This window comes from Vibrio sp. N418 (assembly GCF_000222565.1).
Classification (GTDB): Bacteria; Pseudomonadota; Gammaproteobacteria; order Enterobacterales; family Vibrionaceae; genus Vibrio; species Vibrio scophthalmi.
In genome coordinates, this window is record NZ_AFWD01000016.1 from 31,680 (window position 1) to 58,637 (window position 26,958).

General features: G+C 44.4%; 25 protein-coding genes, 1 tRNA gene and 1 pseudogene. 20 read left to right on the top strand and 7 right to left on the bottom strand.

The genetic code is table 11. The annotated features are described in order from the left end of the window. The first annotated feature begins 6 nt into the window (after positions 1–6). From cydX to RH86_RS02520, 11 genes are all read left to right on the top strand, one after another. A complete protein-coding gene (gene cydX / locus RH86_RS20065) occupies positions 7–114 on the top strand; it encodes a cytochrome bd-I oxidase subunit CydX (RefSeq protein WP_000270284.1) in 108 nt (35 codons plus the stop codon). Then, a complete protein-coding gene (ybgE, locus tag RH86_RS02475) occupies positions 107–409 on the top strand; it encodes a cyd operon protein YbgE (RefSeq protein WP_009384791.1) in 303 nt (100 codons plus the stop codon). Before cydX ends, ybgE begins: the two co-directional genes overlap by 8 nt. 165 nt (positions 410–574) lie before the next feature. Next, complete coding sequence (ybgC, locus tag RH86_RS02480; RefSeq protein WP_009384792.1) at positions 575–994, top strand: tol-pal system-associated acyl-CoA thioesterase; 420 nt, start codon at positions 575–577, stop codon at positions 992–994. After that, the gene (gene tolQ, locus RH86_RS02485) at positions 984–1,667 is read left to right on the top strand and encodes a protein TolQ (RefSeq protein WP_009384793.1); all 684 of its coding nucleotides are present in this window, start codon (positions 984–986) and stop codon (positions 1,665–1,667) included. Before ybgC ends, tolQ begins: the two co-directional genes overlap by 11 nt. A gap of 3 nt (positions 1,668–1,670) precedes the next feature. Beyond that, positions 1,671–2,114 (top strand): ExbD/TolR family protein, encoded by a 444-nt coding sequence (locus RH86_RS02490; protein ID WP_005598570.1) that lies wholly within the window; start codon positions 1,671–1,673, stop codon positions 2,112–2,114. Positions 2,115–2,127: 13 nt separating this feature from the next. Continuing rightward, the gene (gene tolA / locus RH86_RS02495) at positions 2,128–3,213 is read left to right on the top strand and encodes a cell envelope integrity protein TolA (protein WP_005598568.1); all 1,086 of its coding nucleotides are present in this window, start codon (positions 2,128–2,130) and stop codon (positions 3,211–3,213) included. A gap of 15 nt (positions 3,214–3,228) precedes the next feature. Then, entirely contained in the window at positions 3,229–4,581 is a 1,353-nt protein-coding gene (tolB, locus tag RH86_RS02500) for a Tol-Pal system beta propeller repeat protein TolB (RefSeq protein WP_038219138.1), read from the top strand. A 34-nt stretch (positions 4,582–4,615) separates the two neighbouring features. Next, positions 4,616–5,131 carry a peptidoglycan-associated lipoprotein Pal gene (pal, locus tag RH86_RS02505; RefSeq protein ID WP_005598565.1) on the top strand — a complete coding sequence of 172 codons (516 nt, stop codon included), beginning with the start codon at positions 4,616–4,618 and terminating at the stop codon, positions 5,129–5,131. Between the two features lie 15 nt (positions 5,132–5,146). After that, positions 5,147–5,920 (top strand): tol-pal system protein YbgF, encoded by a 774-nt coding sequence (ybgF, locus tag RH86_RS02510; protein WP_005598563.1) that lies wholly within the window; start codon positions 5,147–5,149, stop codon positions 5,918–5,920. A gap of 130 nt (positions 5,921–6,050) precedes the next feature. Beyond that, positions 6,051–7,112, top strand: a complete 1,062-nt coding sequence (gene nadA / locus RH86_RS02515; protein ID WP_009384795.1) for a quinolinate synthase NadA — start codon at positions 6,051–6,053, stop codon at positions 7,110–7,112. A 242-nt stretch (positions 7,113–7,354) separates the two neighbouring features. Then, positions 7,355–8,386: a potassium channel family protein gene (locus RH86_RS02520; RefSeq protein WP_009384796.1), complete on the top strand. Its 1,032-nt coding sequence runs from the start codon at positions 7,355–7,357 to the stop codon at positions 8,384–8,386. 122 nt (positions 8,387–8,508) lie between these two features. On the opposite strand, the gene RH86_RS02525 is transcribed toward RH86_RS02520, so the two are convergent. Then, the gene (locus RH86_RS02525; protein WP_009384797.1) at positions 8,509–9,081 is read right to left on the bottom strand and encodes a UPF0149 family protein; all 573 of its coding nucleotides are present in this window, start codon (positions 9,079–9,081) and stop codon (positions 8,509–8,511) included. Between the two features lie 128 nt (positions 9,082–9,209). Between RH86_RS02525 and RH86_RS02530 the strand changes: the two genes are divergently transcribed. The 4 genes and pseudogenes from RH86_RS02530 to RH86_RS02545 all read left to right on the top strand — a co-directional run. Continuing rightward, a complete protein-coding gene (locus RH86_RS02530; protein WP_038219143.1) occupies positions 9,210–11,630 on the top strand; it encodes a hybrid sensor histidine kinase/response regulator in 2,421 nt (806 codons plus the stop codon). Between the two features lie 241 nt (positions 11,631–11,871). Beyond that, positions 11,872–12,321: an L-alanine exporter AlaE gene (locus tag RH86_RS02535; RefSeq protein ID WP_009384799.1), complete on the top strand. Its 450-nt coding sequence runs from the start codon at positions 11,872–11,874 to the stop codon at positions 12,319–12,321. Between the two features lie 148 nt (positions 12,322–12,469). Next, positions 12,470–12,557: transfer RNA gene (locus tag RH86_RS02540), tRNA-Ser, on the top strand. A gap of 310 nt (positions 12,558–12,867) precedes the next feature. Continuing rightward, positions 12,868–13,077: pseudogene (locus RH86_RS02545) on the top strand (Arm DNA-binding domain-containing protein); the annotation flags it as partial. Positions 13,078–13,261: 184 nt separating this feature from the next. Here RH86_RS02545 and RH86_RS02550 read toward each other — a convergent pair. Further along, positions 13,262–14,008, bottom strand: coding sequence for a GntR family transcriptional regulator (locus tag RH86_RS02550; protein WP_009384801.1), 747 nt, complete (start codon positions 14,006–14,008; stop codon positions 13,262–13,264). A 144-nt stretch (positions 14,009–14,152) separates the two neighbouring features. On the opposite strand from RH86_RS02550, the gene RH86_RS02555 reads away from it, so the two are divergent. The 5 genes from RH86_RS02555 to RH86_RS02575 all read left to right on the top strand — a co-directional run bounded on the left by RH86_RS02555 (position 14,153) and on the right by RH86_RS02575 (position 18,823). After that, a complete protein-coding gene (locus RH86_RS02555) occupies positions 14,153–15,244 on the top strand; it encodes an ADP-ribosylglycohydrolase family protein (protein ID WP_009384802.1) in 1,092 nt (363 codons plus the stop codon). Further along, positions 15,234–16,631 (top strand): purine-cytosine permease family protein, encoded by a 1,398-nt coding sequence (locus RH86_RS02560; protein ID WP_009384803.1) that lies wholly within the window; start codon positions 15,234–15,236, stop codon positions 16,629–16,631. The genes RH86_RS02555 and RH86_RS02560 overlap by 11 nt, the downstream gene beginning before the upstream one ends. Positions 16,632–16,642: 11 nt before the next feature. After that, positions 16,643–17,593 carry a PfkB family carbohydrate kinase gene (locus tag RH86_RS02565; RefSeq protein ID WP_009384804.1) on the top strand — a complete coding sequence of 317 codons (951 nt, stop codon included), beginning with the start codon at positions 16,643–16,645 and terminating at the stop codon, positions 17,591–17,593. Between the two features lie 210 nt (positions 17,594–17,803). Next, positions 17,804–18,121, top strand: coding sequence for a YecR family lipoprotein (gene yecR / locus RH86_RS02570; protein ID WP_009384805.1), 318 nt, complete (start codon positions 17,804–17,806; stop codon positions 18,119–18,121). A gap of 489 nt (positions 18,122–18,610) precedes the next feature. After that, positions 18,611–18,823, top strand: coding sequence for a hypothetical protein (locus tag RH86_RS02575; RefSeq protein ID WP_005598549.1), 213 nt, complete (start codon positions 18,611–18,613; stop codon positions 18,821–18,823). A gap of 89 nt (positions 18,824–18,912) precedes the next feature. On the opposite strand, the gene RH86_RS02580 is transcribed toward RH86_RS02575, so the two are convergent. The 5 genes from RH86_RS02580 to RH86_RS02600 all read right to left on the bottom strand — a co-directional run bounded on the left by RH86_RS02580 (position 18,913) and on the right by RH86_RS02600 (position 26,901). Continuing rightward, positions 18,913–19,464: a DUF2301 domain-containing membrane protein gene (locus tag RH86_RS02580; protein WP_009384806.1), complete on the bottom strand. Its 552-nt coding sequence runs from the start codon at positions 19,462–19,464 to the stop codon at positions 18,913–18,915. Positions 19,465–19,591: 127 nt separating this feature from the next. Next, positions 19,592–20,491 carry a hypothetical protein gene (locus RH86_RS02585; RefSeq protein ID WP_009384807.1) on the bottom strand — a complete coding sequence of 300 codons (900 nt, stop codon included), beginning with the start codon at positions 20,489–20,491 and terminating at the stop codon, positions 19,592–19,594. 8 nt (positions 20,492–20,499) lie between these two features. Continuing rightward, positions 20,500–23,913, bottom strand: a complete 3,414-nt coding sequence (locus tag RH86_RS02590; RefSeq protein ID WP_009384808.1) for a T6SS effector BTH_I2691 family protein — start codon at positions 23,911–23,913, stop codon at positions 20,500–20,502. Continuing rightward, positions 23,906–24,772 carry a DUF4123 domain-containing protein gene (locus RH86_RS02595; RefSeq protein ID WP_223296317.1) on the bottom strand — a complete coding sequence of 289 codons (867 nt, stop codon included), beginning with the start codon at positions 24,770–24,772 and terminating at the stop codon, positions 23,906–23,908. Before RH86_RS02595 ends, RH86_RS02590 begins: the two co-directional genes overlap by 8 nt. Next, positions 24,769–26,901, bottom strand: a complete 2,133-nt coding sequence (locus RH86_RS02600) for a type VI secretion system Vgr family protein (RefSeq protein ID WP_009384810.1) — start codon at positions 26,899–26,901, stop codon at positions 24,769–24,771. Before RH86_RS02600 ends, RH86_RS02595 begins: the two co-directional genes overlap by 4 nt. Positions 26,902–26,958: the final 57 nt, after the last annotated feature.

Sequence of the window (26,958 nt, forward strand, 5' to 3'; positions counted from 1 at the left end):
ATCACTATGTGGTATTTCGCATGGATTCTAGGTGTACTACTTGCTTGCGCATTCGGTATCATCAACGCTCTTTGGTTAGAGCATTCAGAAATGATGGATAAAGACAGTGAGTGATCTCACTGAAAAGGTGGCAAAAATACATGCCCCTTTGGATAAGACCCTATTAAGGGTCTTATCTCTGGTTTTAGGTTTTTTCCATGTTGCGATGGTGATGTGGGATCCTCATGCGTATTCAGAGGCGATTGGCGGCTTTAATGCAGTCATTTCACCGCTGATGATATGGGCGATTTGCTCAAGCATGGTGTTTGGTTTGTCATTCAAACCACACAACTGGTATTGGCAAATTCTGTTTAGCCCATACTTCAGTTTGTCGATCCTGATTTACCTAACGATTATTTACGTTTCGTAATAGATTAGCCTGAAAAACCATCAGAAAATCATTTAAATAGCGCCACTTTTGATAAGTTGGCGCTATTTTTTTGTCTAAGTTCTGAAATCGTCGATTCGCCAGTGCACATCCGCAGCACAGATGGGGTATAGTAGTCGTTAAGTGTACAAATTTTAGAGTGTTACCGTGGAAGCAGCCCCTCATGGCTTTGAATGGCCAGTGACCGTTTATTACGAAGATACCGACGCCGGTGGTGTGGTTTATCATTCAAACTATCTAAAATATTTTGAGCGCGCACGAACGGAGATGCTTCGCAGTGTTGGCGTATCACAACACGCATTGTTGGAACAAAACATTGGTTTTGTAGTCCGACATATGGACATAGACTTTTTACAAGGGGCGCGCCTTGATGATCAGCTCGTAGTGAGAACGACAATCGCTGAACTCAAGAAGGCCTCTTTGACCTTCTGTCAGGAGATCGTCAATCCTGATAGTAAAACATTGTGTAGAGCAATGGTTAAGGTAGCATGTATCGATAATCAGAGGATGCGACCGACTGCGATTCCTCAAGCAATTTATATGGAGTTTTCTCGAAGTGACCGCTGATATTTCAATTCTTGACCTGTTTTTGCAAGCCAGCTTGCTGGTAAAAATGGTCATGCTGATCCTACTTGGTATGTCGATTGCCTCATGGGCGATGATCATTAAGCGCAGCAAAGTGCTTTCTCAAGCAACCAAAGAGACAGAAGCCTTTGAAGATAAGTTTTGGTCTGGCACCGATCTTTCAATTATTTATCAAGCGGTAAACAAGAGAAAAGATGAACTCGCAGGTACCGAAGAAATTTTCTATGCTGGCTTTACTGAATTTGCCCGTCTACGTAAATCCAATGCAAATTCTCCAGATTACATCATGGAAGGCACAGGCCGAGCAATGCGCGTGGCGGTCGCCCGTGAAGTGGATGATCTGGAAACCAATCTGCCTTTCCTAGCAACAGTCGGCTCTATCAGCCCATATATTGGTTTGTTTGGTACGGTATGGGGCATCATGCATGCGTTTATCGCGTTGGGTGAAGTGAAGCAAGCGACCCTGGCAATGGTTGCACCGGGTATCGCAGAAGCCTTGGTGGCAACGGCAATGGGTCTATTTGCCGCAATTCCGGCCGTAATGGCATACAACCGCTTAAGCAACAAAGTGTCAAAACTTGAACATAACTACGCGACGTTCTCAGAAGAATTTCACAGCATTTTGCACCGCCAAGCGATGGCTGGCAGGGAGTAACGCATGGCGGGTTATCAACCTAAAAAGCGTAAAATGACATGTGAAATCAACGTGGTGCCGTATATCGATGTCATGTTGGTGTTGCTAATCATTTTCATGGTGACCTCACCCTTTGTAACACAAGGTGTTGAAGTTGAGCTGCCAAAAACGGCGGCGGCAGAATCGATGCAAGAAATGGCGGAAGATCCGAACATCAGCTTTATTATTGTTGAAGTGGACCGTGATGGTAACCTCGGATTAAGCGTCAATGATGAAGAGGTGATGCGGGGTATTTCACTGCAAGATTTGATCGTGCGAGTGAAAGCTGAGCTTAGTATCAAACCTAACTCACCGGTTGCGGTGGGTGGGGATGCAGCTACGCCTTATGCGGAGATTGTATTGGTTTTAGATGAGTTGGGCCGAGCAGGGATCCCGAAAGTGGGCCTGCTAACGGACATCAAGGAATAAGTTCAATCACTCCATGAAAGACAAAAAGCCCAATAAAAATAAACTCGGCAAACCAATGGTTATTTCGTTTGCCTTACACGCAGTCTTACTTGCTGCGTTGCTTTGGGGCGCGGATTTTACGATGTCGAAACCTGAACCTGTCGGGCGAATGGTGGAAGCGGTTGTGATTGACCCAGCCTTAGTGCGTAAACAAGCACAACAAATTCGCGAGCAGCGAGAAGAGGCGTCGCGCAAAGAGCAAGATCGCCTTGATAAACTACGTCGTGAAAGTGAGCAGCTTGAGAAGAACCGCAAAGCGGAAGAAGAACGCATTCGTAAACTGAAAGAGCAACAAGTCAAAGAAGCGAAAGCGGCGCGTGATGCGGAAAAACTACGTAAGCAAAAAGAGCAAGAACGCAAAGTTGAAGAAGAGCGTGTTCGTAAAGAAAAAGAACGCGCGGTAAAACTTGAGCAAGAGCGTAAAAAGAAAGAAGAGGCAATACGTGTAGCGGAAAAGCAGCGCTTGGAGAAAGAGGCTGCGGTAGCCAAAGCAGAGCAACAACGTATTGAAAAAGAAGCGGCTGCAGCGAAAGCAGAGCAGCAACGCATCGAAAAAGAAAAAGCAGCAAAAGCGGCGCAAGAGGCCGCCGCTAAAGCTGAAAAAGAACGCATAGCAAAAGAGAAAGCGGCAAAAGAAGCGGCAGAAAAGGCACGTAAAGAAAAGCAACGTTTAGAGCGCTTGGAGCGAGAACGCAAAGAGCAAGAAGCCGCGATGAACGATATTTTTGCTGGCTTGGAATCAGAAACGGAACAAAATAGCGCGGCGCGCAATCAATTTGTTGATAGTGAAATTTCGCGCTATGCCGCGATCTACACACAGCTGATTAAGCAAAATTTGCTCGTGGAGGACTACTTCCGGGGAAAGTCTTGTCGAGTTAACTTGCGCCTTATTCCTACCGGAGCGGGGGCTATTGTCGGAAACTTTAGTATCCTTGATGGTGATAGCCGAGTTTGCTCAGCAACGAAACGTGCGGTAGCTCAAGTGCCAAGCTTCCCACTGCCGACAGATGCGGATCTAGTCAACAAACTAAAAAACATCAATTTAACCGTTGAACTTTAAATAAAGGATTAGCTTGTGTTAAAGCGACTGATAATAGGATTCTCGCTCGTGATTGCGAGCTCGGTTCAATTTGCCAATGCGGCTCTTGAACTGGTCATCACAGATGGTATTGATTCGGCCCGCCCGATAGCTATCGTGCCATTCAAATGGGAAGGTGCTAAGCCTCTACCACAAGATGTGTCAGCGGTGATTGCTTCTGACTTGCAACGCAGTGGTAAATTTAGCCCAGTGCCGACCAGTAAAATGCCACAAACCCCTTATAACGAAAGCGAAGTCAATTTTGACGCCTGGACACGTCTGGGGGTTGACTCATTGCTAACGGGATCTATCACACAAGATGCCAAAGGTGATTATGTGATTAATTACCAATTGGTCGATGTTGTACGTGGCCAGTTAACGCAAGGTCAAAGCAAAGCGTTGGGTGAAGATGGTGAGTTAGTACTGTCTAAGGATCACGTTTTGTTTAACAAACGTGCCACGGTGCCAGAGAGCCGTTTGCGTGAATACGCACACCGAATCTCTGATTTGGTTTACGAACAATTAACGGGTGAGCGCGGTGCATTTTTGACCCGCATCGCATATGTTGTCGTTAATGACAAAGAATCCTACCCGTATCAATTACGCGTCGCAGATTATGACGGTTACAACGAACGTTTGGTGTTGCGCTCAAAACAGCCATTGATGTCACCGTCTTGGTCACCAGATGGTAAAAAGCTTGCATACGTTAGCTTCCAGAACGGTCAAGCTGAAATCTACATGATGGATATCTACACCGGTGAACGTGAGAAACTTACTTCATACCCTCGTCACAATGGGGCACCTAAGTTCTCTCCAGACGGCAAGACATTAGCCTTGGTATTATCAAAAACCGGCAGCTTGCAGGTTTATACGATGGATATAAAGACGCGTAAGCTCACACAAATAACGCGTGGTAGATCAAATAATACAGAACCATTTTGGCACCCAGATGGGAAATCCTTGATATTCACTTCTGATCGGGGTGGTAAACCTCAGATTTATCAAGTAAATTTGGCTGGCGGTGATACTAGCCGCATAACATGGCAGGGCAGTCAAAACTTGGGTGGTCAAATTACCCCTGATGGACGCTTTCTCGTAATGGTGAATCGCAGCAATACTGGTTTTAATCTTGCCAAACAAGATCTTGAGACTGGTGCGGTGCAGGTTTTAACCAAAACATTGTTAGACGAGTCGCCGAGTATTGCCCCAAATGGTGGAATGGTTATCTATAGTTCGATTTATAACAAAACCAACGTCTTATCGATGGTTTCTATAGATGGGCGTTTTAAAGCTCGATTACCCGCAACAAACGGACGAGTCCGTGCACCTGCGTGGTCACCGTTTTTGTAGCAAATAAGTATTTAAAAGTAAGGAAAACATAACAATGCAACTTAACAAAGTTCTTAAAGGGTTACTCATTGCACTACCTGTTCTAGCAATGACAGCATGTAGCTCGAGCGATGATGCTGCAAACGCGTCTGGCTCAGAAACGAACAACGGTTCTTCTACAACAGTAGTAACGCCAATCGATCAGAATGGCCAACTATCTGAGCAAGAGCTAAAAGATCAAGTAATGCAAGCTTCAACTATCTACTTCGCATTCGATAACGCAACTATCGCAAGCGACTACGAGAAAGTTCTAGCACTACACGCTGCTTACCTAAGCTCTAACCCAGCGCTTAAAGTAACCGTTGAAGGCCACGCAGATGAGCGCGGTACTCCTGAGTACAACATCGCGCTAGGCGAGCGTCGTGCTCAAGCGGTATCTATGTACCTTCAAGCACTAGGCGTAAATGCTGACCAAATCGCTATCGTTAGCTACGGTGAAGAGAAGCCTCTAGTACTAGGTCAATCTGACGAAGCTTACGCTAAGAACCGCCGCGCAGTTCTAGTGTACTAATTCGGGGATAACCTCATGTTCAGTAACTTAAAGCATGTCTTTTCGCTTACGTTACTGGCCAGTGCAGCGAACCTTGCGTTCGCTGCACCAGCCCCAGTAGCAGATATTGGCGGCAGCACCAGTAGCTCTAGAACATTCTCTAGCAACGAAACGGATATTCAGCGTTTAGAACGTTTGCTAGAAAATCGTAACCGAGTGCAACTGCAAATGCAGCAGCAATTGGACACGATGTCGCTCGAAGTGAGTGAACTTCGTGGCCAAATTGAAAAGAACAACTATGACATGCAGCAAATGTTGCAGCGTCAAAAAGAGTTGTTTGTTGAACTTGATAAAGTTCGCCAAGAAGCAAAAGCTGCGCCCGCGATCGTCGCTGATGTGACAACAACAGAACCTGTTGAGTCGAAAGGCACATACAGCAGCAATGTTGATGAACAAACCGCCTATCAAAATGCAGTCGATTTGATTCTTAAGCAGCGCGACTATTCCGGTGCGATAAGCGCTTTTGTTCAATTCCAAAAAGATTTCCCAGATTCAACGTTTACCCCTAATTCACATTATTGGCTCGGCCAACTTTATTTTGCTAAGAAGCAAGATAAAGAAGCGGTGAAAAGCTTTGCTGCAGTGATCGCTTATAAAGATTCGAATAAGCGCGCTGATGCGCTAGTGAAGTTAGGTGATATTGCTGAGCGCAATAATAACGTTGAGCAAGCAAAGAAATACTATCAACAAGTGGTAACTGAATACCCAGATAGTGCTTCTGCAAAAGTTGCGCAGCAAAAGCTCAACTAAAGGCTAATTGACGAAAAAAGGCGCTTATGCGCCTTTTTTTTATCCCTCTTTTAACGCCAAACAGCTTTGATTCTTGATGTCGATCGGAGTTACAATGCTCGAACTAACGGAAGTTGCGTAGAGCAAAGCAATGAGTCACATTCTAGATAAAATCGATACTGTTTACCCTTTTCCTCCTAAGCCAAAGCCATTGACGGCTGAGCAAAAGCAAGCCCATATTGCCAATATCAAGCAACTGCTGATTGATAAAGATGCCGTGCTGATTGCCCACTATTACACGGATCCCGAGATTCAGGCATTAGCGGAAGAAACGGGAGGTTTTGTTGGTGACTCATTAGAAATGGCTAAGTTTGGCAACCGCCATCCTGCCAGCACCCTGATTATTGCTGGTGTGCGTTTTATGGGCGAATCCGCCAAAATCCTTACGCCAGAAAAACGCATTCTAATGCCAACACTTGATGCAGAATGTTCATTGGATCTTGGTTGTCCTGCAGACAAGTTCTCTGAATTTTGTGACGCACACCCTGACCATACGGTTGTGGTTTACGCGAACACCTCTGCGGCAGTAAAAGCTCGTGCAGATTGGGTGGTAACCTCCAGTATTGCCCTTGAAATCGTTGAGCACCTAGATAGCGAAGATAAGCCTATCATTTGGGGCCCAGACCGCCATTTAGGTTCATACATTGCCAACAAAACTGGCGCAGAAATGCTGTTGTGGCAGGGCGAGTGTGTGGTTCACGATGAGTTCTCTGCTGACGCACTGCGTAAGATGAAGAGCGTTTATCCTGATGCTGCGATTCTTGTTCACCCTGAATCACCAGCAAGTGTGGTTGAATTGGCAGATGCTGTTGGCTCAACTAGCCAATTGATCAAAGCGGCAAAAGAGCTGCCACAGCAAAAAATGATTGTCGCGACTGATAAAGGCATCTTCTTCAAGATGCAGCAGTTAGTGCCGGAAAAAGAACTGATCGAAGCACCAACAGCAGGTGCAGGTGCGACGTGTCGTAGCTGTGCACATTGCCCTTGGATGGCGATGAACGGTTTGTTTGCGATTGAGCAAGCGTTGAGTGAAGGCGGCGAGCAGCATGAAATCTTTGTTGATGAGGCATTGCGCGTAAAATCGCTGATCCCATTAAACCGTATGTTAGATTTTGCTGAACAGCTTAACTTGCAAGTAAAAGGCAACGCATAAGCTACGATTGGTTTAAGCCAAAATCACCTATTAGCCAGCCTCGTGCTGGCTTTTTTACGCCTGAGGTTTGCTACCTAACTTAAATGCAACAACGGATTTTAGCCACTTCACCAAGTGCGCCATTTTTGTCTTACACTTCTCAACAATCTATTTTTGATGCCAAGCAAACTCGAAAAGTCGCGTTAGTTCTGCATACAATAAGTAGAGTTATCAATCGAACAAAGCTAAGACAAGGAAATGGTATGGCGATCTGGTTCTACTTACGGCGCAAACTGCGCTCCACCTTGTTTGATTTGAGTACGCGAAACTTAGCCATCCTTACACTGCTTTATGTCATTCTGTCGTGGTTGCTGCTGACTCTTGCCGGAGAAGAACAGCTCACGGGTAATTTATCTAATTTTATCTATTACTTAATGGTGACAGCTTCAACGGTAGGGTATGGCGACCATTCACCGGTAACGGATGGTGGCAAATGGGTCGTGGTGTTGTTTGTGATCCCCGGTGGTTTGGCATTATTTGCCTCTATTCTGGGACGAGTTGGCTCAAATTTAGTCGAATATTGGCGGGCAGGCGTATTAGGGAAGCGAAGAGTGAATACACACAATCATATTTTATTACTGGGCTGGAATGGCCAACGCACCTTGCATTTGATTCGTATGTTGCAACATGAAGAAGAGGGGAACAGGCCTATTGTGTTGTGTACTCGCTCTGAGATTGAGAATCCGCTGCCTGGTGAGATCGGTTTTATCAAAGTCAGCAGTTACACCGATAGCCAAGAAATGAAAAATGCGAATATCGAACAGGCAAGCTGCATCGTCGTCGATAATCTTGAAGATGACATAACGCTCTCAGCATCGCTCTATTGTGCCAACGTTAATTCTAGTGCCCATCTTGTCGCTTATTTCAAAGATGAGGCCCTCAGCTCGCTACTGAGCCAGCATTGCCCAAATGCAGAGTGCATTCCAGCCGTTGGTGCTGAGATGCTAGCGAAAGCGGCGGTGGATCCCGGCTCAAGTGCATTGCATCAAGAGTTGCTTGCTTCTACGCGGGGTATGACTCAGTACTCAACTTATTACCCACAAGAGGCCGCAGCAGTCGAGGTCGAAGCGGTGTTTCTCTTTTTGAAAAAGCAGTACAAGGCAACCCTGATCGCATTGGAGGGCGAGCAAGGCATGGCGCTCAATCCTGATCTGGATGTTGAGATTCATCCTGGGACTAAGCTGTTTTACATCGCCGATGAGCGTATTGAGCAGATCAATTGGTCGAACCTTTAGGCTGTGCTATCCGCTGACTTTAGTGATGAAATGATGTTTTTTTACTGAAAAGAAACCTCTGGTGTAAAAAAGGCTTCCAATCGGAAGCCTTTCTCATCTTGAATCAGTGCCACATGTGCGGATTACTGGTCTGCTTCAACCAATTGCATGCCACGCATCGTTAAGCCAGAAAGCATGGTTGGGGTCGCGTTGAAGATCTCTTCAAACTGCTCTAGACCTTCGATGCCTTGTTCAGCAATCGTTGCGAGTGACGTTTCTGGATCGTACAGCATGCTTAGCGACAGCAATACACCACCGAGTAGGGCGTTTTCTGGGCTATCTTCAGGCATGATTGACTCCCAATCATCGCGCGATAATTGCCAGCCTTGTAGGAAGCCTTCGCAGAAATCGCGCGTTGCTTCTGTCACGATCTCTTCTTCGTCTAATACGCAGCCTTCAGGCCACTGCCATTGATTGTTTAACAATGCTGGACGATAGTTATTCCATAGCGCGATCACATGTTCAATATAACTCTCTAACAGCTCACCGTCGCTAAATGGTGCAACTTCTTCACCGCCCCATAGAAAAGGGAGCCACTCATGCGGATCAAGCGTATGCGGTGCAGCCGCCATTGCTGTAACAAAACCTTGAGTTTTGGCCTGATTAATCAATTTTTCTTGCAGTTCAGGAAGGGCGAGAATGTCTTGTAGAGTCAAAATGAATACCACTACTTAGGTTGTAAATGTTGATATGGATATAGTAACAGCACCTTTGCGACAAAAATAGGTTGCTGTTACTCAGTATTGACTATAATTTTATATAAACGTCAAAAATTCAGTTGGTTATGGTTAAGAGCTCGTCACTAAAACGGAAAAGCATATTTGCCCTTGGCTTGTACCTTGCGTTCGTCGTTGCGACGGTAGGGACAGTAAGCTATTTGGTGGTAGAGCCTCCGGTTCGCGATCAACTTGTTATCAATCTAGATTCTCGCTCAAAAATCATCTCCAGCCAGATTGAAGCCCCACTAGAAAGTTCGTTAAGTGTTTTACAAAGCATCGTTAGCATTGGGAACACCGGTTATGACCAATCGCTGCAAGTTGAATTACTCCAATCACTCTTTCAAGTTATTGATGGTGTCACCACCAGTGGTGGACTATGGCCAACACCCCATTCAGTCAATCCCCAAGAGGCCTATTTAAGTCTATTCTTCAATCGTGCGATTGATGGCAAGGTCGATAGAATCCACGCTTGGAACAACGCCCAATCTGGTGGGTACGACAAAGAACCTTGGTATTTGTCGTCCGTCGATAAACCACTTGGCACGGTGTCGTGGTCACCCGTGTATATTGACCCGTTTACACACGTACAGATGATAACCGCTTCTTCGCCGTATTTCGTTAAAGGTGAATTTGCTGGTGTCGCGACGATTGATGTTTCGTTGGTCACGCTAATCGACTTTGTGCGTAAGCACGCTGAACAGCATGGTCTTGGTGTGATTGTGCGCGATGGCTTTGGTGATGTGATCGTTGAGCATAATTTTAATGTCGCGGAAGATATTTACATCAGTCGTCAGCAGTTTGGTAGCTTTCACTGGACGATTGATGTGGTTAATGCCAATCGTTTAGTGGCAGATCAAGTCTATGATTTAGTCAGTAAAGTGGAAAAGGGCATTGTGCCAATCATGCTACTTTGTGTGTTGTTTGGTTATGTTCTTATCAGCCGCTTTATCATTGAACCGATCACACTGATTGCACAAAAGGTAGATGACTCTAAAACTGGCGGAATCATCGATATTGGTTATCGCAGCAATGATGAGATCCAACATCTTATTGAAACCTTCAATGAGAAGACGGTGTTTCTTGAGCAAGAAAAGAAAAAGGCACAGGCCTCTACTCGCGCGAAGAGTGCCTTTTTAGCGACTATATCGCATGAAATCCGAACGCCAATGAATGGCGTGCTTGGTACCGCACAGATTCTACTTAAAACGGATTTGAGCGACGAACAGCGTAAGCATTTAAAAACGCTTTATGATTCTGGCGACCATATGATGTTGCTGCTAAATGAGATTTTGGACTTTTCGAAGATAGAGCAAGGACACCTTGAACTTGATAAAGCCCCGTTCCCGCTGGAGTCGATCGTGGGGAGCATCAATAGCGTCTACTACACCTTATGTTCTGAAAAAGGCTTGGATTTCAACATTCACAACGAAGTGAGTAAAGATCGTTGGTATCTCTCTGATAAAGCTCGCTTGCGCCAAGTGTTATTTAACTTATTAAATAACGCCGTTAAATTTACCTCTCATGGTTTTGTCGATGTGCACTTTTCGGAGGTCACGCTGGATGGTCGCAATTGCTTAAATATTCGAGTGTCCGACTCGGGTATCGGTATTGATCGTGCGGCGCAAAAGAAAATCTTTAATCCGTTTGAGCAAGCTGAGTCGTCAACCACTCGCCGCTTTGGTGGCACTGGGCTTGGCCTCGCTATCGTTAAACAAATTGGCGAATTAATGAATGGTGATGTTTCGGTTCAGAGCTCTATCGGCGTGGGGACGACTTTTGACATTATTCTCGAAATGGAAATTTGCTCACCGGGTACGGCAGAGGTCATTGAGCTGCGTAAGCATGACTATAGTGGCCTTAAAGCACTTATTGTTGAAGATAACCGCACTAATACCATAGTCATTAACTCTTTCATCAGCAGCAAAGGGTTTGAATGCACCAATGTTGAAGATGGCCAACAGGCTGTGGAGGCGGTACAAAACGGTCAGTATGATTTGATATTGATGGATAACCACATGCCCAATAAAGATGGCATAACGGCTACCGCAGAAATTCGCGCGTTAAAAGGGCAACGGGCCGATACCTTGATCTTTGGCTGTACCGCAGATCTGTTTAAGGAGACGCGAGAAAGGATGTTAGCGGCCGGGGTAAATTGCATTATTTCCAAGCCAATCGATGAAAAAGAGCTGGATGATATGCTGCATCGGTATTACGAAAAGCTGTATCAATTCAAATCTATCGCAAGCGATAACCAGTTTATCGCTTTTAATGCAGAGCAGCAGTTAGTCTCGCTGCACATCGCGGTTGAAGACCAAAAAACCGAAGAAGCGCATCAAATCTTAACCACGATTAGCGAGTATGTTCATCGCAATTCATCCAGCAATGGCACTCAATTGGCTGAGACGCTTGCTCCGCTACTACACAGCAAATCGCTCCCTTCAAGTCATGAGCTTGATGTTCTTACCGTACTGTTGAAAGATAGCTGACTCTAAACGACACATTTTATTCAATATAACCGACTCAAACCGCTATTTTTGGCGGTTTGAGTTTTTTTGGCTATTTTAAGCCTAAAAACCAGCAGTTTATTGACTCTTGATATTTAAAATTGAAATCTAATTCTTTGTTTCTTGTGGTTTAATGGCGAATAAATCTGGTTTAATTCGCTTTGTTGGGCGTTTTATATTGTTCTTTATTCACTATGCTAGTGATATATGTTGAGAGTTTGCAATGAAAGCTCGTGGATCTTTCTGTTTTCGTAGCGCAGTAGCAGATACGTTTGCGATGGTGGTGTTTTGCTTTATTTCAGGCATGTTTATCGAAATTTTTATTTCGGGTATGACATTTGAGCAGTCGCTGGCTTCTCGATTGCTTTCTATTCCAGTTAATATTGCCATTGCTTGGCCTTACGGTGTGTTTAGAGATTTCGTTTTGCGCCAAGGCGCCCGAGTTTCATTGTCTAAACGGATGAAGAACCTGTCAGATTTGGTCGCGTATGTACTGTTCCAGTCTCCTGTTTATGCCGGTATTCTCTATACGGTCGGAGCATCAACTGACCAAATTATTACTGCTGTCGCTTCCAATGCGGTTGTTTCTTGTGCGATGGGTGTATTGTATGGCTACTTCTTAGATCTATGCCGTAAGTGGTTTAAGGTACCGGGTTACTGTTCACAAGCGTAAGTACTCGAATTTGATGGACAAAGTGTCATCAATTTAGCTAGAGAGTGACCAATCGATCCGTTAGTACGTTATTTTTTTGCCTTTTGGCTTGACCTAACTCTATAGAATCATTAAATTAGCGCCTCGTTAGCCAAGTTGTTAACGATTCGGTGAGTTGTCCGAGTGGCTGAAGGAGCACGCCTGGAAAGTGTGTATACGGCAACGTATCGAGAGTTCGAATCTCTCACTCACCGCCACATTCTAGAAAAGAGACGTCTTAGGACGTCTCTTTTTGTATCTAAAGCTTATCAAAGTCAATCAGTTACAATTTTCTAGCGCCATAACATTCCAGAAAAGCGTTTGTTTTTAGTAATACCTAAAGTAATACCCAGCCTCCCTATCTAATGCGAGTATTACTTTTGAGCACTAAATCAGGTATTGCTTTGTTGTCATTTCTCTATCAGTTCGATTTTTAACTTAATGTAAGTTAAGCAGTTATCGGACAAAAGTAATACCTAGATTTTTGCGAAAATTGAGCTTTGCTCAGGTATTACTTGAGGGATCAAAATGGCGAATAATCTCACGGCTAGGCAAGTCCAAACGGCAAAACCTAAAGATAAGCTTTATCGACTATCTGATGGTGGCAATCTCTATTTCTGTATCCGTCCAAGTAACTCCCGCTCTTGGCAATTTCGCTACAAGCGACCAGGCCAAGATAAAATTACTTACCTCTCTTTTGGTACCTACCCAGATCTGACTTTGGCAGAAGCGCGAGAGGCCCGATAAATGAGATCAGGAAGTTATGCTGTAAACAGCGGTGTGATTCATTCTAATTCATTCCGTGAGGTGTTTAAGAAGCAACGTTTTGGCCTAGTAACGGTTTCATCTAAGCGCACTCTATTAAAGGAATCGCCAGTGCAATATCTACGGACGTGTTAACGCGAATTTAAACCTGACGTTCTTAATCTAATAGCTGCACTTTAAATTTAAAGTTGTAGCTAGCACTACGACAAATAGCAGAGCCGTATTCAAGAATATTGCCTTGGTGGTCTAAGCTTTTGAGAATGATCATTAATGCCGGTTCACTCATTTCTGTTTCTAGCATGTCAGCTTCTTCTTGAGTGAGCTGGTGGGCATTAATTTGATATTCTTGAGTAGAAGGTTTAATGCCTTGTTCGCTCCAATACTGGTACAGCGACCACTCCAGCAATTCTGGTCTTGGTAAATAGACTTGAGGAATAAACATCGTTTCAATAGAGACAGGAGTATCGTCAGTTAAACGTACACGTTTTACTTTTGCTATTTTACTCGGCTGAATGACATTGAGTTCTTGTCGAATGTGCTCTTCACCTTCAATCAGCTCACGACTGATCCAACGGTTCGATAATTGACCTTGATTATGTAATTGCGAAGAAAAACCACCGCCAGATAAGTTGTAGTCCAGTGGGAAGTTAACCGTTGTCCCTTTACCTTGCTTCTTAATGATTAAGCCCGACAGTCTTAGTTCTTCAAGGACTTTGACGATCGTCACTCTTGATACGTTTAGCTCTTCTGCCAGCTTTCTTTCTGAAGGTAGTACGGCGCCATTCGCAATAATTCGCTTTTTAATTATTAACTCAAAGCTTTCTTTTAATTGAATATATTTTGGTGCTAGCGAGTTATCGCTGAGATTTTCGTTAATCGCAGTGATTATGTTTTGGCTCGTCATGTTTCAAAAATTCAAATAATTAGGACTGTTGAGCAGAATAACAAAAAATGTGGGAACTGTCACACTGGACTACAATGGGACTTTTATTGGACTGCAACTGGACTTATTATTATTGCGGAAAATATATACCGATGGTGATACAAAATGTCCGTTACCCCTACAAATAATAACAATACAACGCTTAAGCGAATTCAGGGCTGTTTACTTGGCCAAGCCTATGGTGATGCTCTTGGCATGCCGTCTGAACTATGGCCAAAAAGTCGAGTAGAGAGCTACTTCGGTTGGATTGATGAATTTCTTGCTGGTCCTGAAGAAAACATCGCTGCAAATGAGTTTGAAAAAGGCCAGTACACCGATGATACCAGTCAAGCAATTGCTTTGATTGAAGCTATCATCGAAGCTGATGGTGAAATTGACCCGAATATCGTAGCAAAACACATTATTAAGTGGGCTCACGATGTGGACGCATTTAACAAAAATATTTTGGGTCCAACGTCGAAGAAAACGTTGAATGATATCGCGCAAGGTATTGATGTCGAACTGATCGAATCGAATGGTGTGACCAACGGTTCTGCGATGCGCGTTTCACCAATAGGTTGTTTGCTTCGCTGTGAGGATTTAGATCAATTTATTGCGGATGTCCGCCTGTCTTGTATTGCGACCCATAAGTCTGATATTGCGATCGCCGGGGCGACTGCGGTGGCTTGGTGTATTAGCCGCGCGATTGATGGCGCAGCTTGGAGCGTCATTAAAGATGAGCTTTGTGGAATAGTGAATGTGGCCCAAAAGAAATACCAATCCACTTTCAGTCCACTGTTAGGCTATCGAATCATTTATGCGATGGAATTGATTGCAGCAATTAAGAGACAACACGCGCTCACTTCTCAAGCAGAGATTGCATCACACGCTTATAAGCAGGAAGTGGTCAAAGTCGTTTACGAACAGGTGGGGGCGGGAATGGACATTATCGAGTCTATCCCTGCGGCCATCGCTCTTGTTGATGCAGCGAATACTGATCCGCTGGTGTGTGCGGAGCTTGCTGCTAATTTGGGTGGCGATACCGATACCATCGGTGCAATGGCAACGGCAATTTGTGGTGCAATACATGGCATTGACGCATTCCCTAAGCAAAGCATTGAACTGATTGAACAAGCGAATAACACCTCGTTCAGCCTATACGCTGAAAAGTTGAATGGATACAGACCTAATGGAAAAGGTGAGCAAAATGAATTTTGATAACGCCAGTGCGTCAAGTAAACATGTAAAAGCACATGCCGAGCCTTCTTCTGTTAATGTGCTGGGTATTGATATTGTTCCGGAAGAGCAAAAAACCAAAGCTCCAACCGAGCTGTTTTTTGTCTGGTGTGCAGCCAATATCGGTATTCTAGGTGTTGTCTATGGCGCTATTATTGTCTCTTTTGGTCTGTCATTTTTTCAATCTGTACTCGCTGCGATTGTCGGCGTTGCGTCGTTCTCTTTGGTGGGTATCACCAGTATTGCTGGTAAAATTGGTAGCACCACCACACTGACGCTCTCACGTGCTGGTTTTGGTAAAAAAGGTAATATTGCACCAACGTCATTTTGTTGGATGAACCTAATGGGGTGGGAAGCGGTCAATATCATCACGGGAACATTGACTTTGTCGGCACTGTTTGTCGCATTAGGTTTTGAAGAATCACTTTATGTGACAGCGTTTTCATTGGTGCTCTTTGGCGGATTAACCGTGTTTGTGAGCATGCTAGGCCAAAACACCGTTCTAAAAATGCAAGAGTGGATCACTCGTTCTTTTGGTGTGATGACCTTGATTGTGGTGGGATATTTGTTGAGCACGGCGGATTGGGGCGCGATCATGGCGCTACCGCAAGGGGATTGGCTAACGGGATTCCTACCAGCGGTTTCAATTATTGCAGCAGGAACTGGGATTAGTTGGGCTATCGCTGGTGCAGATTACAGCCGAGATCAATCAAGAAAATCAAGCAATCGTAGCATTTTTTCTGCTGTAGTCGGTGGTGCAGCTCTGCCGTTATTATTACTTATTATTGCAGGCATATTACTGACAGCGCAGATCCCCGATCTTGCCTCTCATGAAAACCCTATCGCTGCTATTGGCACCTTATTACCCTCTTGGATGGCGGTACCTTACTTGTTAGCGGCGGTTGCAGGCATTGTGACAATTGCGGTGATCAGCCTGTACTCGGCAAGCCTAAATCTATTGACGATTGGCGTAAAACTGAAACAACGCACTGCTATTGCGATTGACGCTGTATTGGTGCTTGGCGTTGCGATCTATGTGTTGTTTGTGTCGGGAGATTTCTTAGGGCCATTTATTTCTTTCTTGGTTTTCTGTGGTGTATTCCTAGCGGCATGGGCTGCGATCTTTATTAACGACTATTATGTGCATCGTGCGCATTGTGGCTACCGTGTTGATGAGCTTTATGGTGAAACGGGTGTGAATAAAGTGACGTTAGGTTGCTGGTTAGCCGGTGCTATTTCTGGCTTACTCGTGACGAATACCGGCTTTATTGATGGTCCATTTGCTGTGGGGATCTTTGCTGATTCTAGCTTGGGTCTTTTTGTCTCTTTCCTTGTTAGCTTGATTGCACATCGAATCTTGTCTAAATAACGAGAATGCCCATGGTGAATCTAAAAAATTTGAATCAAGCTTTACCTGTAGCGATTATTGGTGCTGCATTTGGCGATATCATTTTAACGATGAAAAAACTGCCAACCAGTGGTGGTGATGAAGTGGCTCGTGAGCAATCTAAACAGATCGGTGGGTGTGCTTTTAACGTAGCGCGCAGCCTTGCTCGCTTAGGCATTGAGGTTATTAATGGCATCCCTGTGGGGAATGGACCTTGGGGTGAAATGACGAAAAAGGCTATGCAACAAGAAGGTCTTGTGCCACTTCTGCATAACCATCAGGTAGACAATGGTTGGTGCTTAGCGATGGTTGAGCCGGATAAAGAACGTACCTTTATCACGGTGGAAGGGTGTGAGCAGTATTGGTGTGAAGATCAGCTTAACCAACTGGATATCAGCTATGGATCTCTGGTGTATGTATCTGGTTACGAGTTGGTTGATGCAGAAAGTGAACCACTGAAAAAATGGTTGCTGAACTTAGATCCGTCCATCCGCATCTTTGTCGATTTTGGACCAAGATTTGCGGAGATAGATTCGGTATTCATCACCCAGTTACTGGCAAAGAAACCGATTCTAACGATAAACCGAGATGAGTTTAAGCTGCTGGTTGGCGATAATGAGGCTTCGATTGTTGATGCGCATAAATTTGCCGATGCACAGGGAGTGAGCTTAATTTATCGGTTAGATAAGCATGGTGCATGGGTGATTGAACCTCTATGTGAGGCTATCAATATACCGGCACATAACGTTGAGGTTGTTGATACGATTGCCGCAGGTGATAGCCATTGTGGCGGTGTGCTCGCTGGTCTATGTTCCGGGTGGTCACTGGCTGATTCTGCGCGGCTTGGCAATGCGGTTGCAGCTGTTGTCGTCTCAACCGAAGGAGCAAACGGTGCTCCGACGAAGTCTGAGCTAGAAACATTTATAGCTAATATGCCTAATTAAAGGTCACTAAGCTTTAGAAAGACAATAATGCCCTGAGCGTTCTGCCGGGGCATTTTTTATGTCTATTTTTTGATGATGTCTAACTAGGTTAGCGCTGTGCATTTGGGGGCGAATAAAATAGCAAATGATGCGCGTATATTTTAGTAATGCGTAGCGCGAAAATTTGTGTAAAATGCGCCACCTTTTAAGAATCATAAAACTAGAAACCCAATGAGATTCAAAACGATTGCCGCTCTTGTTATTGCGGCTAATTTGACTGCGTGTGCTACTCCTGTAAACAAAAACTGGTTCGTGACTGATGGCAGTAAAGGTGATGCAACCATCACGCTTGCCTATGATGAAGGCTTGCTTCAACAGGCAGTGATTGACGAACAAGAAGCTTTTTTAATGGCAGAAAACGGCTGTAAAGCTTGGGGATTCAAAGGCGCACAGGTTTTTGGTACACCGCTAGATAAGTGCGCTCGTCGTGATAAGTTATTTGGCTGTATTTCTACGCGTTATACTCAGCTTTATCAATGCGTTAACTAATTATTCGTATCATTATATAAGGGGCTGTTTAGCCCCTTTTGTTAATTAAAATCTTTTAATTAATGCTTTGTTGTATCGGCTCAAATTTGGTTAAGTCATTTTTTAAGCTTGTTCAGTGAATATCCCACCTGAGTATCATTCTCAGCGTCGCTCCATTTTCTTCCTTGCAGTTTAAATCGCCGCTAAAGTGGCATATCCCAATGTGAATATGACTGTTTATAGATGAAATGTCTCTGATGTTTAGTTAGCCGAATCTCAAACCCTGCCTATCTCATGTTTCCTCAATCGCTCTAGTTACGAGATAGCTCATCGTATTGCCCATTTAAGGTTACATTTATGGCAACGCTGGTGCTGACGGTTTCTATCGGAATCGCGGTGATTTACCATAGAATGCAATACTAGTATTCAGGCCGCTGTGTAATAATAATTACTATTGGAAAGCTCCTGTAATGGGAGCTTTTTTTTGATAGCGAGAGTTAAGAAGAAAAAATGAACTTTATAAGCTTGCAGTTAGATGACAATGCGAAAGCGATAGTCAGCGATTTTATCGATGGTCTCAATGAGCAGGATGGCTGGATTCAAATGACGGCAAGAATTGCCGCACAAATCGATACCGAGTTGAGGGATAACGCTTATATTGGCCGCGTTATGTGGTTCAGTGAATCGGATTTTATTGAACAAGTGATTGAATATAAGGGTTAAACCGCTTCACTAGCGTTGCTTTGGCCTTTAGGCTAAAGCAAGTTGCGTTACTTGCATGTCGTGCTGGCAACGAAATTTAGCGAAATGGACTAGATTTCGTAGTTGGCTTTATTACCAATATCAAAGTGAAGTGGCATGCGCCATTTTGCGATTGATAAGTAGCCCATAACCAGCCCCGCCAATGCCAATAAAACAGAACTAACCAATGACTGTTCAAGCCATAGAGAGAGCGTTGTACTCGCCAATAATACGGGAACAAGCTTTAAACCGAGTACTTTAAAGCAAAACGACTCTTTAAGCGCAATACCCGAGAACGAGACAAACAGAAATCCTAGCGATAGCCATACTCGGCTTTGGGAAGCGTCGCTTAACATCAGCAAAATGCCAATCCAAGCCGACCAGCAAATCACCGCTCGAACATGTTTACTGTACACATGAAGGTTTGCGGCAGTTAATACCGATGATATGCAGATAGTCAGCAAGGTTAATGAGTAGTACTCTGACAAGTGGGTAAAAAGACCACTTAGAACCGCTGATAGAGCGAGTAGTGATAGTGAAAAGCAACTGATCCCCACGCGATACAAACAGACGCTCACCTGATCCAGTTTGTCTAATGTCTCTTTATATTCGGGGTTTGCCATAATCGTTCATACGCAGCGATGCGCTCTTTGCCTGTTTAATCTCAGTATTATACGTCCGTATGTAAGCGACATGAAGTCAGCATTGCTGCGGCGCTTGATTATAGGCCGGTAATCTAAATTTGCTAAATCACCATGAGTCTTCTGTCGAATCGAACTCGTTTTTTTGTTGTTCTTTTTCGTGTAAAGGGACGCTTATTAATGAAATGTCGTGCTTTTTTGCTTCTTCGAAGAAGTTAATTTTTTTATCTACACTTGGGCTTTCAAAGAATTGCACTTCTGGATGAAGTTTGGATTTTAGGGTGGTTAGGATGTCACCAAATTGCTCGGGCTTACAAAACAAGCCGTAGATTGTAACATTTTCAAATATTTGTGGAGATTCCGTGCCGAGATCAAAATCGACATCTTTAAACCAGATCGCGATGTAATTATCTTTTCTAATGACATCAATAAACAGCACTGAATCGTAGGGAATAATCCAATACAGGTCGACACGCTTAGCATCAATCATTTTAAACGCCATTAGCGCAGAGGCCCCGGCACCGACAAATGCCATTGGGCCAACCCAGATGGTAATGGCAATACAGAATATTACGCCAATCCACGCTATTTTTCGCACGGCTGAAAAGTATTGATCCGATAAGTTTTGATGTTGGTGAGCGGCAAAAGCTATAGGGCCAAATTTATAGTGATTGCAAATTTCAGGCACAGCAAACCAAAATCCAACCCCCAATAAAATGGACATGAAGAGCGCTGCGGGGAATGTATAATCGGTAATAGTAAGCAATGAGCCTTCTAGATATGAAAATAGCATATAAGTAAGTAAAAACATCGAAATCCCCATACCCTGACGAAAGTAGGGAATACTGTGAATCATCGAAAATTCCGCATACCATTTTTTAGTCGCCGTCTTTTCTACGTCATCAAAACGTTTTTTTTCGTAAGCGTTCCATTCGACTCTGTTTGAATTCACCCGTATCGCTTTAATCAATTCGTCAGTGAGCTGTTGTTTTTGAAAGTTGGGGTTCATGATTATCCCTAAATCAGTAATGCATAATTAGACCAAGGCGTATCAGCACCTGCCCAGATGGCTTTGCGATCAGTATAGTAAGACGGGTCATACACTTGTGTTTGTGATTTTGTGTTGACTTCATCCGCTGTTAAAGGCTGAATCGGCGTTAATTGTATGTCTGACAGTTGCCCGCCACTAAACGTATAGTGATAGGTTATCTTTTTATGTAAGTGGCTGCTTTTCTCTGGTTGCATGTAAAAGCTGACTTCAATATCAAACGCCAATGATGTTTTTTTGTTTAAGGTTTGGTTGTGCTCGTAGCGTAATGCATCTCCCATTTGCGACCACACTACAGTCGCTGGGTTTAAGTTGGTACACGGGCTGTTTATCCCTACCTTGACGATATTTCCCACTTGGTTAAGTGTACCTGGCAAGTCGACAATGAGTTTAAAGCCAGTTGTTGTGGCGATAGCCGCTGGGTAACTCGATATTTTGTTTTCGACTCTTTCAACCATCAGTTGGGCTGAAAGCTTGGGCTGCATGGTAAATTGATATAAGGCTAATAGCGCTTCGGCAACCCCCTCTGGCGTATCAGTGAATTTAGTTGAATCATTGTCTGCACTCCACGGTAAACGGCTGAGCCATTTTTGATAATCATCTTTCTTTAAGCTATTTAAGACAAGACTAGAAATCAGATACACGCCGCCAATGATTAACGCCACAACGGGGCTAGCAATCGCTAATAGCACGCTCATAGCGAGCCTTGAACCTAATGCTATGGCGGCACGCTGAAGTATGAATGTGGTACCCATACCAAATAAGGAAGCCGCTTTGACTCCGAGGCAGAATTTTTCTTCTTTAGATTCTGCTTTAGAGTAATCATCAAGCACGTAAAACAACTCTATTCCCACAGCTATTGCCCCCAAGGTTGCTGTGACGCGGGTTAAGTTGACAAATTTAGCTACTCGTCCTGCTTGTTGTGCGCTTGCATCTTGTATTGATTGTCTTAAAAATCTTGCAGTGCCCTTATCTACCTTGGCCCACGCTTTACTTTGGAAAATCGAACCCAGCGCATTTAAGGAGTAAAAGAATTTTTGCGCCAGCTCGGCTTTCTCACGTGAGGTGGTGACACTGTTTTTTTGTAAGTCACCATAGCCGGTGTAGAGATCTTTGGCGTTGAGCAAGAAAACCATAAAGCCAAGTCCACCAAGGCTATTATAAGTGCTTGCTGTCACTTTTAACCCGCGCGCCATTTGTTGTTTGATGTTGGTTCTGAATTCTTTGGCGATGTCTTGCTCGGCCAGAAGATACATCGATGGCATACCGTAATAGAGTTCGCCCATTTGGTTTAAGGCTTTTTGGTAGCGAGCGGCAGTTTCTGGTGTCGCGTTGTTTTTGTATTCTGCCTCTGCTTGGTGAAGCTCATCGAAGCTTTGTTGTTTTTGAGAGAGAGCATCTATCTCGCGTTCGAGTGCGTCTGATTGCGCGGCGATATTCTGCTTGGCGCTTTGTGAATCGTAACCAACAATATCTATATGTGAGGCTAGTTTGTTGGCATTAAACTCGTGATACGCTTGGTTCAGTTCTTTTGCAACGCGCTGGCGCTCGGCCATCCAGTTGCGACGTTGGTTAAGAAAGTCCTCTTGTAAGGTGATCTTTTTGTCTATCGCTATGCGCTCAACGACTGTTGTACGATCGATAAAATGCATCTTAGGGAACATTACCGCCAATGCAGCCGATTTGCGTGCAATAATAGACACCCCCCCATCAACCATTTCAGATATTGATGCTTGAAAGGCTTTCATCACTTGTTGCAATGGTTTTGATAGCGCTGCATAAATGCGGGAATCTTGTACTTCTTCTGTGCCGAGAAATGCATTCATTTCGTTGATGCGGGAAGTGAAATTACCCGTGTCATTAAAGCTGACATAATCAGATTCTGCAGGGATTAATTCATCGCCAATCTTTTCATACAGAGCTTTGCTGTATCCCGATAAATATAATGGGAGCAGAGTCGTAGGGCTTTCGAACTCTTTTTCTATCCATGCAGTGGTTTTCTCATCCAGTACTTTAGTGACGACTTCATTGATGAAGAAGTGCACTTCAGAAAGGTAGTCTTGCCCTTGCTGTTCTTCAATATCGACAAAGCCTTTTTCTGGCTCCCAGCCAAACCGTTGAGTAGCAGCCACTAACTGGTCGCGGAATATATTGAGTGTGTCGACAAGTGCTTCTAATACGGGTTTCTCATTGGCGTTAAAATCGTCAATTGCTTGATAGATTTTTTTTGCGTCGACTTCTTCTCGCCATTTTTGGGTTGCCGACCAGCGTTCAAGCAGCGCGGCATTGTCTATGTCGTGTTTTCCATATTTATCGAATAACACATTTTTCGCCATTTCCGCTTGTTGGTCAACGAGATAGCCTCTTCCTGCACCGAAGTTCCCCCCTTGCTTTAGCGCGTTTTCGGCTTGACGCTTGTATTCCATATATGGCGTGAGGTCTTGGTAGTACTGTTGCTTTTCTTCTTCGGTTTTTACTGTGTCGGGGTAATTTAAGCCTTCTGGCTGACTCAGTGCAGTGACTTGCGCGGTGGTTTCTAGCAGCGCCCACTTATGGCTATTTTTTTCTTGTAAGTCTGCATGGTCCAGTACCTTTTCACCCAGTATTAAACTGAGATCTTGTAAATCCACCAGCGGGTCGTCCAACGCGACAAAAATAGCCGCGCCTTTTTTTATACCGTTGGTTATCGCGCCATATTGCGCGATGGGTTTTATTTCTGTATTCGCGGCATCGCCATCTTCAGCTAAGGTGGTTGGCACGCTCGTGCCTGTAAAATACGCCTCTGAACTGTCGGTATGGCTAATGTCCGATACGGCTTCTGCTATGTCGGTGGCTAACCCCATATGTGGTTCATTTAACGTTTGGCAATGTTTGCTAAGATCGACTTTTCGCATCCATTGCTTACATTTGCTTTTATTGGTAAGCACGTAATTAAACAGACGCCACGTCCAGCGTTGTTTTGACCAAGCAATGTACAACGTATTTTCTTGGTTATAGGTTAAAAATGGCTTGTTTTCACCAGCTTCACCTCGCTCTGCTTTACCTTGCTCTTTTTCCCAACTATCGAGGTTATACTTTTTGAGTTGTGTTCCACAAACTTCATATTCGTGAAAGGTTTTATCGTGATCGCTAATGACGTAGAGCCAGCCGTCTCTTAGCTGACGTAGTGTGTAGTTTGAACGAGTTAAGTCATCAGCGTAAATGCCGTTGCCTTGCCATTTTTCAGGTAAACCAAAGCGCCCTGAACCGTCTTCTAGCGATTCATCGATGGCATAACGCACCGGAATAATATCAATACCCATTGCTTGCATCGGACATTGACCCGCGATGGAGCCGACCTCTGTTGAAGGTTGCTGTGATGCACTTGCATTTTCATCAGACATGGTTGACTCCTAGTGTGAATGCTTTCGCTAAAGCTGCCGCTTTTTCGATTCTTTGTTCTGGTGTTTGTGTGCTTGGGTTATTGACCAATTGAGTGATGGTTTTATGCTGTGGATTTTGTTGAAAATCAGCGCCAAGGTGCCCTATGACATTGGCGTAATAATACACAGCGCGCTCGGTGGTAAAACCAAGTTCCTTTGCTTTTACGATCAATGTTTCAGCCTTGGGCTGAAGAGTGTTTTCAAAGCTATTGGGGAAATAAGTGTTGATGTGGGCTTCAAGCTTAGTGGCAAACGCTTTTGTTGCGATGTTCTCTAAAATGGTTACATCAGAATCGGTTAATGTATAAAGACTGGTATTGTCAGATTGTTTTGGCGCTGTAAGCGAAGCCCATTGTTGTTCTTGGCGAAAGTACATAGTTCTGATAGGGCCGACTAAGCGTGTTTGACCGCTGGCAATGTGTTCTTTTAGTAACGGGTAAGCAATTCTAGCATCTGGTAGCCGGAAAATGAGTTCTCCCAAATAAGGAGAGTTCACAACCGCTAACTGCTGAAAGTGTTGTGCAACATCGTAGAGCGTGGCTTGCGATGATAATAACCAAGCAAAACCTTTATCGAAATACTGATTTTCTATCACCCATTCAACAATTTTTGGTTGCTTGTCTGGCTGGAATTCAAGTACCCATGGGGAAATCTCATTGAGGTTAGTGAGCGCAGTATTGGCATATAAAGATACTGCACTAACCCCATTTTCGAGCGAATAGAGGTTTACGCCAATATCGTCTATCGAGTTCCCGTCGAGAATAAGATAGAGAAGTTCATCATCCGCGGGTTTAAAGTTTGGCAAGTCAACGTGCATCATTGGTTTGCCTTTTTACATATTTCACAAACACCTTTCACCCCAGCCGAACTCGCCTTTAATGCGCTTTTCTGCTGGGCGCTGACGATCGTTCTTGGCGAAGATGAACTTTGTAATTTTGGATCCAACGCCGAGAGTGAGGCGTCAATGTTATCCAGAGAATGAAGGCTTGGATCTGCAGGTGCGGCATTGATTTTATTTGGCAACACCGCCATTTGCCCGCCAAAGCCGCTGCCGCTGCTTGCGCTGCCTCCGGAGTTGAGGTTTATCGCGGCGCCGACAATGTGCACGCCCGCGGGGTCGACTTTAATAAAACTTCCGCCAGCTTTAAGCGTAATTTCCGTACCAGCATCTAGCACGACTTTGGCTCCGGCTTTGATATGTACTTCGCTACCGGCACTTAACGCGTGTTTGTTGGCGACTTTATGATGTGTACTGCCATCGACGATATCAGTCTTGTCTTTGCTGATTTTGGTTCGGCTTTCACCTTCAACGGTTAAGTGATGATTGTTTTTGATTTGGGTAAAACGGTCGTTATCCACTGTTAGGTGTTTATCGCGTTTGATATGCGTGGTGTGGTCATTGAGTACGTCGGCCTCAAAGTCTTTTTGCGCGTGTAGGTAGACTTTTTCTGACTGACTTTGGTCTTCAAAACTCAGCTCGTTAAAGCCCTCACCCTGATGGGTTTCACTGCGAAGAATGGTCTTGGTTTTGTTATCTGGTAACGAATAGGGCGGTACATTACTCGCATGATAGGTGCGGCCAGTAATGATGGGCTGATCAGGATCGCCATTTAAGAAAGAGACGATAACCTCATGACCAATGCGGGGAATGGTCATCATGCCATATTGGCTGCCCGCCCAACCTTGAGATACGCGTACCCAGCAAGAGCTTTTGTCTTCACCGTTTGAATAGCGATCCCACGGGAAATGCAGTTTTACACGGCCATGCTCATCACAAAATATCTCTTCACCTTGAGGGCCAACGACGACGGCTATACAGGGGCCATCCACTTGTGGTTTTGGTGTCGGTTGTGCCTGCCAGGTTACGGTTGCAGGAACGGTTTTAAAGGTATTGCTGTAGGTTGTTGCGCCGCTTCCGCCATCCTCCTCTAGGGCTTGAGGCTGTGTGCCTCTATGTTCAACGCTGACGACTAACCATGAACGGTTGTTGTCGCTGTTGAGGTGTTCTTGCATATCAAATTTAAAGCCAGCTTGCAGCAAAGGCTGGTTACTTTTTCCTTGGGCGGTATGTGCGTTTCGGCGTAAAAACTCTAAGCGGATTTGATTGAATGCTTTACCACTCTCATCATCTTTAAAGCGCCCAGGGGCATCAAAGTGCTCATAAACATCGGTGCGCTGGTGGTTCATTTCTGTCCCAACAGTATTTTGCTGAAAGTGATATTGTGGTTTTTTAAAGCTGTAGTCCTGCAATGCCGTATGGCTGGGATGGGATTGGGTGTTAGTGGTAAAAGTCGAGATATAGGGTTCATCAATGATCCCGCCACTGAGCGCATTATAAGGGATTGGCATTGAGATCTCAGGTTGGCTTTCACTGCAATCTGTAAAGAGTAGGGTGTGTTTTCCTTGTTCATGGATAAAGCTATACACTAAGCCTTCTTCAGCGGCTAAACGGTGTAGAAAATCTAAGTCAGTCTCGCGATACTGCACACAGAATTCACGTTGTAGAGACTCGCGTTTGAGTGAAAAGGCATAGTCATGAATACCCATTTCTTGCAGTAGTACAGAAAGAATTTCCGGTACGGTTTGTAATTGAAAAATACGGCTGTTGTGACGTAAAGAAAGGCGCTCTAATGCCGGGACTAAGGTGAGCTGATAAAAGGTATGATGGTGGCCAGTATCGCCTACGGTGAAGTTACGGGCGATGCCATGAATACGCTGCACAATTTCGCCATTACGAACGATTTCAAGCTGCACGTTTTTATCAACGATGTTCTCGGCTGAGAGAGTATTGTTACGACTCGCGAGGGCGATATCGAAATGATAACCAAAGCATGCTCGTCCTTGTGTTGCCTCGCCATTCGATAGTGTTTCCTGCCCTTGGTACTCTCTGACAACGAAGGTATTTTCATCAAGCCCATCAACGTGAAAATTGAAATTAAGAGTTGCCATAGTCGTCCCTGTCTAAATATCAAAATCTTAAACATCAAAGCCCTAAGCAAGAGACTA